4 protein-coding genes are annotated in these 14,374 nt (G+C 48.8%); 2 read left to right on the top strand and 2 right to left on the bottom strand.

The window, feature by feature from the left end; translation table 11 throughout:
• Positions 1-75: 75 nt before the first annotated feature.
• A complete protein-coding gene (locus tag DTQ70_RS01550) occupies positions 76-8,352 on the top strand; it encodes a T9SS type A sorting domain-containing protein (protein ID WP_122929178.1) in 8,277 nt (2,758 codons plus the stop codon).
• 153 nt (positions 8,353-8,505) lie between these two features.
• Positions 8,506-11,469, top strand: a complete 2,964-nt coding sequence (locus DTQ70_RS01545) for an ATP-binding protein (RefSeq protein WP_122929177.1) — start codon at positions 8,506-8,508, stop codon at positions 11,467-11,469.
• 3 nt (positions 11,470-11,472) lie between these two features.
• On the opposite strand, the gene DTQ70_RS01540 is transcribed toward DTQ70_RS01545, so the two are convergent.
• Positions 11,473-12,930 (bottom strand): PLP-dependent aminotransferase family protein, encoded by a 1,458-nt coding sequence (locus DTQ70_RS01540; RefSeq protein ID WP_122929176.1) that lies wholly within the window; start codon positions 12,928-12,930, stop codon positions 11,473-11,475.
• Between the two features lie 5 nt (positions 12,931-12,935).
• On the bottom strand, positions 12,936-14,366 hold the full coding sequence (locus DTQ70_RS01535; protein WP_122929175.1) for an amidohydrolase: 1,431 nt from the start codon (positions 14,364-14,366) through the stop codon (positions 12,936-12,938).
• Positions 14,367-14,374 lie beyond the last annotated feature (8 nt).

The following is a 14,374-nucleotide window of genomic DNA, read 5'->3' as shown; positions in this document are numbered from 1 at the left end:
TGTTAACGATAGTTCAGCGTCTATCATCAATCATCATACCCATTTTGGGACATCACTTTAACTCATCTAAATCACATGAAAAAGCTATTTATTTTGTTGTGTTTATTACTGGTTGGTATCAATCGTACTGTGCTGGTATTTGGTCAGACTATGTGCGTAAATCTGAGCTTACTAGGCACCAGCGATTTTACGCGAAGTATAGCCATGAGTGGGGCCAATACTGGAGGATTGGCCCCACTCTCAATTTATTCAGGTTCTGCTATTATTGATGCTAGTCCCGCACTGGCGGTTACCCGTTATGTCAGGCCTGGTGGCAACGACAGCAATACAGGTACTTCCTGGGCACAAGCTTATCAAACCCTGCAAAAAGCCATTGAAGTGGCTGTGGCTGGAGATCAAATCTGGCTGGCTTCAGGCACTTATTATCCCACCAAGGACAATGCAGGCAACATCCCTGACAATGGACAGCTCAAAACCTTTTTTATCAACAAAGATATTGCCATTTACGGGGGCTTTAACGGTACAGAATCTTCGCTTTCCCAGCGAAACTGGCGAACCAATATCGCAATCCTGAGCGGCGATGTGGGCACCGTCGGCGATGATGCTGACAATGCGTACCACGTAGTGTATATACAGGGCGTTTCGGCGGCCATGCGTTTGGATGGGGTAGCCGTTACCAAAGGAAACGCCAATGGCGGCGATGCCAATGATTTCAGCAATCCTGCTGTAAGCGGCATCGGTGGTGGTGTTTTCGTATATGCCACAGGTGGCATCACTTCGGCACCGACCATAAACAACTGCAGGCTTTACGACAACCAGGCCTCTGGAGGGGGGGGAGCAGGCGCAGCCAGTAAGGTGAGTGGCTCCAGTACGCCTACTTTCACCAATTGTTTGTTTGAAAACAATATTGCATCCCGCCACGGCGGGGCAGTGTTGAGCATGGCGGATGGCGATTTCAGTGGTACTCCATTCTCCACTCCCGTATTTGAACACTGCACTTTTTACAACAACAACGCATCGCTATCTAAAAAAGTGGGGTATTCCAATGCGCTTCAAGGTGGAGGCTCTACGGCTAGTTTTATTAAATGTATTCTTTGGGGAGACCCCACTGGTGACTGTCTGGGCACAGCCAGTTTTTCGGCTATCCGTTTAGAAAACAGCTTGTCTAAAGGTGGTTGCACCTTTGGCCTTACCTGCGTCGGAACCGTTCTCAACACGGATCCGCTTTTTGTAAATGCTGCAGGTGGGGATTTGCGCTTAGCAGTCAACTCGCCCGCAATAGATGGACCTGGCGGCGAGTATTTTACCAGCGCACCCGCCGAAAAAGATTACAACAACAACAACAGGCCGATTGGTTGCTACGATTACGGTGCCTTTGAAACAGCTACCTCAACGGCTACTGTTGTCACCTGCTATCAGGATATGGATGGTGACGGCTATGGAATTGCTGGTGTTACCAAACAATTCTGTACGAGTTGCGGCGAAGGCTGGGCTGACAATGCCCTAGATTGCGACGATAACCAAAACGCTGATCTGCCTTATTCACTCAATCAAAGTGGCACCTTTAGCCCGGTGGCAGGAACGGGTACCTCTGTAACGCTTGGCGATGATGCGGTGAGCAGTACTTTACCCATCGGTTTTACGTTTAGCTTCTTTGGGAACAGCTATACCGATTTTGCGATTAGTTCAAATGGCTTTATAACCTTTTCACCTTTTTCCTCTGGCTGCTGCTCCGGACAGAGTATTCCCAATACGTCTTCTCCCAATAATCTGATTGCTTTAGCCTGGGATGATTTAGATCCTTCTGCGGGTGGTAGCATCAACTACTTCACCACAGGCTCGGCACCCAACCGAAAGTTAATCGTCAATTATGTGGGCATTCCCATTGCTGGGAGTAGCTCCCCTAACGTCACCAGCCAGATCATCCTTTATGAAACTTCCAATTTAATTGAAATTCATTCTACCAATATCAATGGGGTTGACCCCGCTACCATGGGGATTGAAAATGCCAGCGGCACCATTGCCCTCGCAGTGCCGGGTAGAAATAGAGCTGCCTGGAGTGCAACCAACGACTATGTGGCTTTCGTTCCTGTCACAACAGGTCAGTTCATCACTACCTTTTATCGCGATATGGATGGCGATGGTTTTGGCAACCCCTCAATCACCCAAACTGCCTGTACTCAACCCAGCGGCTACGTCACCAACAACACTGATTGTAATGACAATAATGCTTTGGAGAAACCTGGTCAGGTATGGTATAAAGATACCGACAATGACAATTATGCTGAAACAGGTGCAGCTACCATTACGCAATGTCTACGTCCGCTAGGCTATAAAGTATCCACTGAATTATTGGCTACCTCGGGCGACTGCAACGACAACAATTCTGCAATCAGACCCGGCACTACCGAAATCTGCGACGGTATCGACAACAACTGTAATGGTTCTACTGACGAGGGCTGTAATCCCGATTATACCATCACTACAACTGGTGGTGGCATTATCATTACCGATGCAGTAGGCAATGGCGAAACGCTCAATGTCTCTCAAAATAGCACCAATATTCGTTTTGATGTGACTGGACGTACCTATTCCCTGAATGGGGGAACTACGCTCAGTTTTCCTGCCGATGTAGCCCTCGCTGGAGCAAGCTCCATTACGGTCAATAACGCAGCAGGGAATGACATCATCAACGTCGGTACATTTACGGCGAATCTGCCTTCGTTGACCATCAACGGCGGCACGGGCGATGACGAAGTGATCTTCAACGGAGACATCACCTTTGCGGCGAACGCGAACCTCGATTTGGACTTACAAAACGACGATTTGAATCCTGGGGTTGATGCGGTGAGGGTCGCCTTGAATGCGAATGTAAAACTGACGGGTACGGGAACGGCCACGGTCAAAGTGAGCAAAAACGTGCAAATTTTTACGGGTGGAAGTTTAGAAACGGTCGATGGGAATTTATTGGTAGAAGCCAATCAACAATCCACGGCCACGTCGGGTACTTTTTATGGTGTATTGATTTCTGGAACTGGTAGTTTACTTCAATCGACGGGTAATGGTTCTGTTACAGTGAAGGGCACAGGGGGAAATAACCCTGGAGGTGATCAGCTTGGAGTTTTTGTAACTGGTGGTGGTCAAATCCACGGCAATACGGTAAATGTAGTAGGCAAAGGTGGAGCCTCAGGAGGAGAGTTTTGTAGTGGGGTGATTATTTCGGGCACAAGTTCGATTACTTCCTCGGGAGGAAATGTGAGTGTTACAGGAACGGGAGGGAGTGGAGCTAATAGCTATGGAATTGATATAACGGGCTTGGGTTTGATTAGCACAGCTACTAACGGCGGTAACCTGAGCCTCATTGCTAACAGCATGAATATTCAGGCTTCTTTAAGTACCAATTCGGTTTCTACGCTCTGGCTTCGCCCCTTTACTGCGGGTATGCAAATTAACCTCGGTTCCTCTACTGACCCTACGAGTGGTCCATTAAGTTTGTCCGATGCGGAGCTCGATCGAATGACGACGGGAACGCTCATCATTGGGGATGCTACTGCGGGGGCCATCAGTTTCTCGTCAGGAGGGGTTACTCGTCCTGCATCTACGAACGTACAACTGATTAGTGGGGGCGATATAAACGTGAGCTTTGGTGGTTTCAATACAGGAGGAGGCACGTTGCTGTTAGACCCAGGCAGCTCACCTGCGGCCATCAAACCGACCTTCAACGGAACGGATGTAACGGCGAGTACGCTGACGTTAGGGGGCGATTTAAACATTTCCATCAACGGTACGGGCAGTGCCTACAGCCAACTCAAAGTAGTAGGTGGGGTAAATTTGTCGGGTTCCAACTTGGTGTTGAGCGGAACGCCTACGCTGGTAGGAGGGGAGACGTTTGTCATCGTGGACAATGATGGTACAGACGCCATCAGTAGTACCTTCAGCAATTTTAGTCAAGGCGCAACGCTGTCAAACTTTTTAAATTCAGGGTTGAATGCGAGGATTAGTTACACGGGAGGGACTAATAACAATGACGTAGTGATAACGGTGGATTGCGTCAGTCCCGCCACGCCGATAGTAGGTACAATAACGCAACCGACGTGTGCATTGGCCACGGGGAGCGTAGCGTTGAGTGGTTTGCCATCGAGTGGGACATGGACATTGACGCGTAACCCTGGGTCGATAACTAGCACAGGCAGTGGCTCGGCGACGACGGTTTCAGGCCTGGCCTCAGGCACGTACACCTTCACGGTGACCAATGATGCGGGCTGCGTATCGTTGGCGAGTGGGAACGTGGAGATTAATTCTCAGCCATCAACGCCAAGTGCGCCCGTGGTAGGTACAATAACGCAACCGACGTGTTCGACACCGACGGGAAGTGTGGTCTTGAGCGGTTTGCCATCGAGTGGTCAGTGGACGCTAACGCGTAACCCTGGGTCGGCGACTAGCACAGGTACGGGCGCAACGACGACGGTTTCAGGCTTGGCCTCAGGCACGTACACCTTCACGGTGACAAATGATGCGGGCTGCGTATCGTTGGTGAGTGGGAATGTGGAGATTAATTCTCAGCCATCAACGCCAAGTGCGCCCGTGGTAGGTACAATAACGCAACCGACGTGTACGACGCCGACGGGAAGTGTGGTCTTGAGCGGTTTACCATCGAGTGGGACATGGACATTGACGCGTAACCCTGGGTCGGTCACTAGCACAGGCAGTGGCTCGGCGACGACGGTGTCGGGCTTAGCTTCAGGAATATATACCTTTACGGTGACCAATGATGCAGGTTGTACATCGTTAGCAAGTGGGAACGTGGAGATTAATTCTCAGCCATCAACGCCAAATGCGCCCGTGGTAGGTACAATAACGCAACCGACCTGTGCATTGGCCACGGGGAGCGTAGCGCTGAGTGGTTTACCATCGAGTGGTCAGTGGACGCTAACGCGTAACCCTGGGTCTGTCACTAGTACAGGTACGGGCGCAACGACGACGGTTTCAGGCTTAGCTTCAGGAATATACACCTTTACGGTGACCAATGATGCGGGCTGCGTATCGTTGGCGAGTGGGAACGTGGAGATTAATTCTCAGCCATCAACGCCAAGTGCGCCCGTGGTAGGTACAATAACGCAACCTACGTGTTCGACACCGACGGGAAGTGTGGTCTTGAGCGGTTTACCATCGAGTGGTCAATGGACATTGACGCGTAACCCTGGGTCGGTCACTAGCGCAGGCAGTGGCTCGGTGACAACGGTGTCGGGCTTGTCCTCAGGTACGTACACCTTCACGGTGACCAATGATGCAGGTTGTACATCGGTAGCAAGTGGGAACGTGGAGATTAATTCTCAGCCATTAACGCCAAGTGCGCCCGTGGCAGGTACAATAACGCAACCGACGTGTGCATTGGCTACGGGGAGCGTAGCGTTGAGTGGTTTGCCATCGAGTGGGCAATGGACATTGACGCGTAACCCTGGGTCGGTCACTAGTACAGGCAGTGGCTCGGCGACGACGGTGTCGGGCTTGGTCTTAGGTACGTACACGTTTACGGTGACCAATGATGCGGGCTGCGTATCGTTGGCGAGTGGGAATGTGGAGATTAATTCTCAGCCATTAACGCCAAGTGCGCCCGTGGCAGGTACAATAACGCAACCGACGTGTGCATTGGCTACGGGGAGCGTAGCGTTGAGTGGTTTGCCATCGAGTGGGCAATGGACATTGACGCGTAACCCTGGGTCGGTCACTAGTACAGGCAGTGGCTCGGCGACGACGGTGTCGGGCTTGTCCTCAGGCACGTACACCTTCACGGTGACGAATGATGCAGGTTGTACATCGGTAGCAAGTGGGAACGTGGAGATTAATTCTCAGCCATCAACGCCAAGTGCGCCCGTGACAGGTACAATAACGCAGCCGACTTGCGCATTGGCCACGGGGAGCGTAGCGTTGAGTGGTTTGCCATCGAGTGGGACATGGACATTGACGCGTAACCCTGGTTCTGTCACTAGTACAGGTACGGGCGCAACGACGACGGTTTCAGGCTTGTCCTCAGGAATATATACCTTTACGGTGACCAATGATGCGGGCTGCGTATCGTTGGCGAGTGGGGATGTGGATATTATTGCGCCACCTAGCAATGTAAGCATCACAACGGCAGCAAGCTCACCTATTTGTGCAGGAGCGACTTCCTTCACAATCCCTTACACGGGTACGACGGGCAGCCCGATAAGCTATTCGATTACGGGAACAGGCATCACTTCAGTAACTAATGGTTTGCTCACATCAACGCCAATTGTAGTGAATTTGAGTGGCCCAGCAACGGGCAATTTGATTACTTACACCCTGACGGTGAGCAATGCGGGGGGCTGTGTTTCGCCAAATGTTACAGGAAGTGTAGCAGTGGTAGGCCCGCCAACGATTTCGTTGACTACGCTTCAACAAACGCTAAACGAAGGCAATTCTCAAGTTTTGTGCGACACGGATGCGAATCCAGTTAACGGTTTGCAGTTTACGGTTTCGGGTTCGTGTGTGGTGGGTTCGCCCGTTTGGCGAGTTCAAGTAGGGAATGGCGCATGGAGCAACTGGTCGGCGACAGCCCCAGTTTCCCAACCATCCAATAACCAACTCCACCGCTACCAAGCGGCCTGTGATGCTAATTGCGCTTCGACCTACTCGGGCGTGATAGAATTGACGATTAATAACCGCGCCTCCGTTCCTCAAAATGTGTCTTTAATGGTAGATGGAGTAACAGTTGCCGTAGGGGAGACGAAGGAAGTGTGCAGTTTGGTGAACATGCCTCTTACATTTAATGCCAATTGTTCAACTGGAGAAGTGGTTCTTTACTCGGTTGACGGTGGTGAATACAGCGCGGGCGTACCAGTTGGTTTGGTGGACAATCAATTCCACAACTACCGCGTACGTTGCCGCAAATCGGACGGAACGCCATCTTGTGTGGAATCGGAATCAGGGGTAATGCGCTTAAAATTGGTGACCATTCCTTCTGCACCGACGGTATCTTTGTCATCAACAGCGAGTTGTGATGCAACAGCAAGTTTCAGTGGACAGTCAACTTGTGGAAGCTTGCGGACAGTTTGGTACAATGCCACCACGAATGTGGCTTTGCCAAGCCTTCCCGCCACCGTTCCCAGCCAAACGACTTCATACTACGCTCGTTGCCAGACGGAAAATGGTTGCGTGAGTGAGAAAAGTAATGTCGTAACGTTTACTTTGACACCAACGCAAGTAGCGCCCGTGATTACGGCAAGTCAAGAGATCGTTTGCACAGGTACAACGGTCACGGTTTCGGCCAATTGCCCCGCAGGAAGTCAGACGTTTTGGAATACGGGTGTCACTGCGCCAAGTTTTGAGGTAGCTTTTAACAACGTGACCAAGCAAACGTACTGGGCGAAGTGTCTTTTTGAAGGTGGTTGTCAGAGTGTGGAAAGTATGAAAAAGGACATTTATTGGAACGCTTTTGTGGTGACGTTGATTAACATCGGCGAATCAAAATCGGCAGTGAAACCCGCCAACGATAAGTCGTTGTGGACAAGCCAATTCATCACCCGCGACGGTGGCCCCGAATTGGAGCAGAGTACGCAGGTAAATCCAACCTTATACTACGTTGAGAATGCCAACAAAATGGCTCCTCGTTACTGGACAATCAACGTAGAAGCTTGCGGATTAAGCACTGACGGCTCATTGACATTCGACATGTTGGCGACGCCAGAAATGGGGGTAATTCGTTCATTCAACACGCACGAGAACAATGCACCATACTTCATGTACGCCAACCGCGAGGGCTGGACGGAGTTGTACGCTCAAAATCACCCTGCTTATGGCTTCTACCAAGACAACGGTGCAGGTGGCAATTCGTACGATGCAGGTTTACCCAAAGGGTTGTACAAATTGAGCATTCGTTATTGGGACCAAAAAGGCTGGGGCAGCATTTATCCATCCACCCGCAAGCCTCAAGGCAACGTGTTGGCCTACCAAGAATACTGGTTCCGTATCCAGTCAAGAGATGGGGTAGGCGTAGGCGCAGCACGTGCAGCGGATAGTGAAGTGGCAAGAGGCAAAGAGCAAGGGTCGGATAACGGACAACCGATAACTGATAACGGCGTCTTTGCCACAGTCATGCCCAACCCAGTCAGCAACATCCTGCGCTTGAAAGTGCAAGAGAGCAAGGGGCAAGTGGTGCAAGCGGCATTAACTGATGCTTCGGGTCGGGAGGTATTGCGTCGTCAATTTGTACCCGAAACCAACACCCATCAAGAGGAGTTTGGGGTCAACGAACTTGCCGATGGACTCTACTTCCTACGGGTATCGACTCCCGATAAGTCAACCCATTTGAAAGTCATTAAAGTACATTAAAGTTGCAATTGGGCTATTGGTGAAATACCAATAGCCCAATTTTATTATCTACTTTCTGGTATCTTTTTTAACAAAACCCTTTTTCCTAAATTCACAATTGACGTATTTTGTTGTATTGGTTAAAAACCCATGCAAAAACTTCAATTGTGACCAATGCCTACTCTTTCTCCCTTTAAAAATAAACGTTTAGCAGCATCCATCCTGTTCATTCTCCTATTTTTGGGGTCATCAAGTGCTACGCCTTTGAACGCTCAAAGCCCCAAGATAGCTTCATTTTTAAAGCTAAAAGACCTAGCTCGGTTAGACAGTCTTGAAATGCACTTTATTTGGGCAAACGAAGAACCTGACAGCGCTTCGATGGCTGCTGATTTGAACGCGATTGAGCTCTACGCCAACCAATCGCAAGACAAGGCACTCCGTATTTTTAACAATTATCTAACCCTCAGGTACTTTACCTTTAAACCAGTTCCCAAGCCTAGCTCTAAGTATTTAGAAATGAAAAAATTGTTGGATGAGTTAGCCAAACTCCCCCAAACCCTTTTAACCGACCGAATTAGAGCTTATATAGAATTTAGAATGGGCATAATCCTCTACGACGATCGTGCCAATTCTGTCACCCTCGTCAATCATTTCCTTACGGCGGACCTGTTTTTTAGGAAAATAGGCTATGACAATGTCTTGTTAGCAGACCACAAGCTCAACCGCCTCGGAACGTACTACATGAACCAGGTCTCTGATTTTAAGACGGCCATCAAATATTTTAGAGAAGGAGAGAAGTATTTAGCCAAAGACCCTATTGACCGTTATCGAATTGAGTTTTACAAAAATTACGCCAACTGTTTGGTCTATTTAAAGCAATATAGCCAAGCCATTAAGTACAACAAATTGGCGATTGCCCAAGTACGACTGCGCAGAGATAGCTTGAAAATTGGAACTATCAATGGTAATATTGGCGAAATCATCCTCAATACCTCCCCTAACCCTGCCCAGTCAGAGCCTTATTTCAAGCAAGAGCTAGTATATCGGCAACGTTACAAACCCAAAGGGTTGGGCGATATTGCCAAGGCTTATGGGAATTTGTGCCAGGTAGCGGGCGTAAAAGGAAATAAAGCAGACGTTGCACGGTATTTTGATAAAGCAATTTTCACGCTGAACTCTGACCCCGACAAGCGTGACTATCACGCTTTGGTCGCATCATTATACAACAATCGCATGATTGCCGATTCGTTAATAGGAGATTTTAAAAGCGCTTATTATCACCGAAAAAGATATTATGAAGAATTAATTGTTAGCAATGAACAAGAAATTAAAGCCATTACCTCAGAAGCTTCAGTACGGTTTGACGTAGAAAAAAACAAGCTTCAAGCCGAACTTGCAAATGAACAAGCACAGAATGCGCGTTTTTGGATATTGGCCGTCTCTTTGGTACTTGCCATCGTTTTGTTTGGTGCTTACTTTGTTTATTACCGCCAAAAAACACGACGCGAAGAATTAATGCGACGCTTGTCTTTTGAGCAAAAAGAAGCCGAACGATTGATGGCGTTGGACGAAACCAAAACGCGCTTTTTTACCAATATTTCGCACGAGTTTCGCACCCCCCTAACCCTGCTCGTTGGCCCGTTGGCTGAGCTAGGCAAAAAATACCCCACCGAAGGCATGATTCCTATCATGCAACGAAACCTATCTCGCCTCCAAAACCTTATCAATCAACTCCTTGACCTTTCTAAACTCGAAGTTGGGAAGCTAGAACCCATCATTCAGTATGGCGACGTAGCCCATTTTTTACGTTACCAATTTGCGTCCTTTGAGTCGCTCGCGCAAAGCAAACAAATCATTTTTGAACGAACGCAAAGTCATCAAAAATGCCTTGCCTATTTTGACGAGGATAAACTGGAAAAAATCGTCACCAACTTATTGTCTAATGCTTTTAAGTTTACCAATGAAAATGGGCGCGTAAAAGTGAATGTACAGTACACTACTCCCGAAGGAGAAGGTAATGAGAAAGGCGCACTCCTTACGTTAACAGTGGCTGACAACGGGATTGGAATTGATGCCGAACGACTTCACCGAATTTTTGACCGTTTTTACCAAATTGATGACAGCCAACGACGCCACTACGAAGGGACGGGTATTGGATTGGCCTTGGTGAAAGAATTGGTTTTAGCCCTCAGAGGGACGATTGACGTGACAAGCAAGCCCGAAAAAGGAACCACTTTTGTCGTGACTCTCCCCTGCGATGCTGCCCATTGGAGTGAGTTTGTTCATGCTAGTCAAACAACTGTTGAAAAATTGGGTGCACCAATGGTGTTTGAATCTAGTGTTTCAAGCTCAATCGAAGCTCCTGTTGTCGATAAAAATAGCGAAGCTCCACTCCTACTTATTGTCGAAGACAACCCCGATTTGCGCCACTATATCCGAAGTATTTTTAGCAGTACGTATCGAATTGAAGAAGCGCAAGACGGCCAAATCGGTCTCCAAATGGCTACCGAACTAATTCCTGACGTTGTTATTTGTGACGTTATGATGCCACGGCTGGATGGGTTTGGCTTTTGTAAAGCCCTCAAAACTGACATTCGTACCAATCACATTCCTGTCGTGATGCTTACTGCAAAAGCTACGCTTAACGACCGACTCGAAGGGCTTGAGATAGGTGCCGACGATTATCTGTCGAAACCGTTTTATACGGAAGAGTTGCAAGTGCGAATCCAGAATTTGCTCAAAAAACAACAATTGCTCCAACAAAAGTACGCTCATTTGGCTCCAGTAGCTCAGGTGGCCGACGAAGTCGTTCCAGCAGCGTCGATGGATGACTTATTTTTACAAAAAGTAACCGACGTTTTAGCCAAAAACTATACCGAAAGTAGCTTTGACGTTGACCAGTTTGCCGCAGCAATGGGCTTAACGTCCGTGCAGCTACGTCGTAAATTGAAAGCGCTCACCAACCAAACCGTAACCGAATACGTTCGAAACTATCGTCTCCAAATAGCAGCTGATATGCTCCAAACCAACGCAGGAACCGTTTCAGAAATAGCTTATAAAGTGGGTTTTGAAAGTTTACCGTACTTCTCTAAAGTATTTAGCGAACGGTACGGTATTTCACCAAGTGAGTATGCTTAAACGTCAAAGGTTTCGCTTCATTACCTCCACACATCTTACCAATTCCTCTTCGTTCGACGATGCAAACCCCAGTCGCGTGCCATTGAGGGTTGGGTGAAGGTGTTTCCCGTTGGAAAAAAAGAGCTCTTGTTTGAGGCAACGTTCTGCAAAACGTTCTATATCAACACCTTTATCAAACAACGTCCAAATCGCCATGCCGCCGTCGGGAAGTTGAAACTGTACATAATCGCTCAATTCATTTTGAAGTAATTCGGCAAAGACATCCCGCCGTTTGCGGTATTCTTTCAGCGATTTTCGCAAATGCCGTTCTATGACGCCCGTTTGAAGGAGTTCGGCCACGGTATTTTCCAGCATCAAGTCACCTTGTCGGTCGATGATCCGCCGCAGGCGTGCCAAATGCGCAATGACATCCTCTGGCCCCACCAAATACCCCACCCGAAAGGCGGGCGAAATGGCTTTCGTAAACGACCCACAATACAGCACCATGCCCGCGCGGTCGGCACTCGCCAACGGTAATAAGGGCTTGCTTAGGTAGTGAAAATCGTAGTCGTAATCGTCTTCAAAGACAATAAAACCGTATTTTTCAGCCAATTTCAGTAAATTCAATCGGCGGTCGGCGCGCAGAGTCACGGTCGTCGGATAGTCGTGGTGGGAGGTTACATAAACCAAACGAACAGGTTTACGTTGGCATAGTTTTTCCAGCTCTTCTACAACCAGCCCATATTCATCCACCTCAATTTGCTCAATGTGCGCGCCCGCCTGTACAAAATTGGTCGTAGCCGTTCCCCAACTCATTTTTCCCGTCACGACCACGTCACCGCGTTGTACCAACCCCGCGCTCGCTAAGTGGATGCCCATGACCGTGCCACGCGTAATCAGGATATTTTCGGGCGTAATTTTAAGTCCACGGGTTTCGTTCAAATAGGTCGAAAGTTCTTGTCGCAACCAACCCGACCCTTTGGTATCTCCGTAGCCCAATTTTACATACTGATTCCCCAACAGTAATTGACTTCGATACACGCGACTTAATTCGGCGAGCGGCGCCAAGCGCGGATCAGGAAAACCATCGTCCAAATGCAAAGCATACCCCGACGTTAGCACATCGCGACGCAGGTGGAGTGGTTCTGAAAAAGTAAACCCTGCTTTTTTGGCAGGATTTACTTTTTCGAGCGTCTGTTTACTCAGTTTTTGGGGTTCAACTTCGGGTAACGTCTCAGCTACGTACGTCCCGCTGCCCGTTTTGCTTTCTAGCCAACCTTGTACCAACAGTTCGTCATAGGCTTGCACGACCGTTTTTCGGTGAATATCAAGCAGTTCGGCCAATGATCGAGTACCAATCAATTTTTGCCCCGCCCGCAGCTCACCCGTCCGAATCAACTGAATCAGCTGATTGGCCAATTGCAAATACGCAGGCTGCTTGGCGTTTTTATCAATAGATAATTGTAGCTGATGGACAAGCATAATGATTAATCTCTGTAATTAAGGGCTGGTTTTCGGTCGCCGACTAAGGCTTTGTAGGTAAAATCAGCACCGCGACGTTTTTCAAATTCGGCTTTGGCTTCCGAAATAATCTTTTCATTTTGGAACAAATCAATGGCCGTCGTTGCCAACGCTTTGGCTGCAATTATCATCCCTTTTCGGCCGATGCTCGTGCCACCCGCCGCTACTGCCTGCCAACTGTGGGCGGGCGTACCTGGCACCCACGTAGCCGTACGCAAACCGACCGTTGGCACCGCCCAACTTACATCACCCACGTCTGTCGAAGCGCTGCTTAATCCCTCGTTGGCCAATGGTTCAATCGTTTCAACCGAACTCAACGCACGAATCCCCATTCCTTGCGTTTTGCTGATTTCTTCGGCATATTTCAACTCTTCGGGCGTATATTTCATTCCCCCAATACCCTTCAGATTTTCGTGCATGAGTTGTGACAAAACATCGTTGGGCAAAATTTCGTGTACGCCTCCAATCACCTCTTCTTCTACCGTCGTACCCGTTGCGAGTGCTGCCCCCTGAGCCGCTTTCTGAACGCGATCCCAAATCGAAGCCACGTATTGACGACTCGGGTGCCGAACGTAGTAATACACTTCGGCAAAATCAGGAACAACGTTTGGCGCTTTCCCGCCGTTGGTAATCACGTAGTGGATTCGGGTAGCCGACGGAATGTGTTCACGCATCATATTGACGGCATAATTCATCACCTCTACCCCATCCAAAGCCGAGCGCCCGCGGTCAGGGGCAGCCGCAGCGTGCGACGAAATGCCTTTGAAACGAAATTTGGCCGATTTGTTCGCCAACGACGACGAAGAGCTTGCGCTGTTGCTATCGCCTGGATGCCAGTGTAATACCACGTCCACGTCTTTAAACAAACCATCGCGTACCATATATACTTTTCCCGACCCGCCTTCTTCGGCAGGTGTACCGTAAAACCGAATCGTTCCTTTGTGTCCTGATTGCACCAACCAGTTTTTAATGGCAACCACCGACGCCAACGAACCTACCCCAAACAGGTGGTGCCCACAGGCATGACCTGCAATGCCTCCAATTGATTTTTTGACGGGAATCGAGTCTTGCGAAAGCCCTGGGAGCGCATCAAATTCCCCCAGAATACCAATCACGGGTTTGCCTTCGCCAAAACTCGCCACAAAAGCGGTAGGCATATCTGCCACGGCCGACTGTACCTTAAAGCCTTCTTTACGAAGCTGATCTTGTAAAATGGCCGAGCTTTTGACTTCTTGGTACCCTACTTCGGCAAACGTCCAAATTTGCTTAGAGAGCACGCCGTACTGCTTTTCTTTTTGGTTAATTTCCTTGATAACACTTTCGTGGGCTTTGTTGGGAGCTTGCGCAAAGGCTGTACTTATCCCCGCTAAAAACACCCATAGGTTTTTGGTTTTCATCGTTTGTT

Origin of the sequence: Runella sp. SP2 (genome assembly GCF_003711225.1) — a bacterium.
Taxonomy (GTDB): Bacteria; Bacteroidota; Bacteroidia; order Cytophagales; family Spirosomataceae; genus Runella.
This window is presented reverse-complemented; position numbering and strand designations above follow the sequence as displayed.

Bases quoted from the DNA above. Each gene is read 5' to 3' on its own strand.
- DTQ70_RS01535 (WP_122929175.1), bottom strand. From the start codon at position 14,366: ATGAAAACCAAAAACCTATGGGTGTTTTTAGCGGGGATAAGTACAGCC.
- DTQ70_RS01540 (WP_122929176.1), bottom strand. From the start codon at position 12,930: ATGCTTGTCCATCAGCTACAATTATCTATTGATAAAAACGCCAAGCAG.
- DTQ70_RS01545 (WP_122929177.1), top strand. From the start codon at position 8,506: ATGCCTACTCTTTCTCCCTTTAAAAATAAACGTTTAGCAGCATCCATC.
- DTQ70_RS01550 (WP_122929178.1), top strand. From the start codon at position 76: ATGAAAAAGCTATTTATTTTGTTGTGTTTATTACTGGTTGGTATCAAT.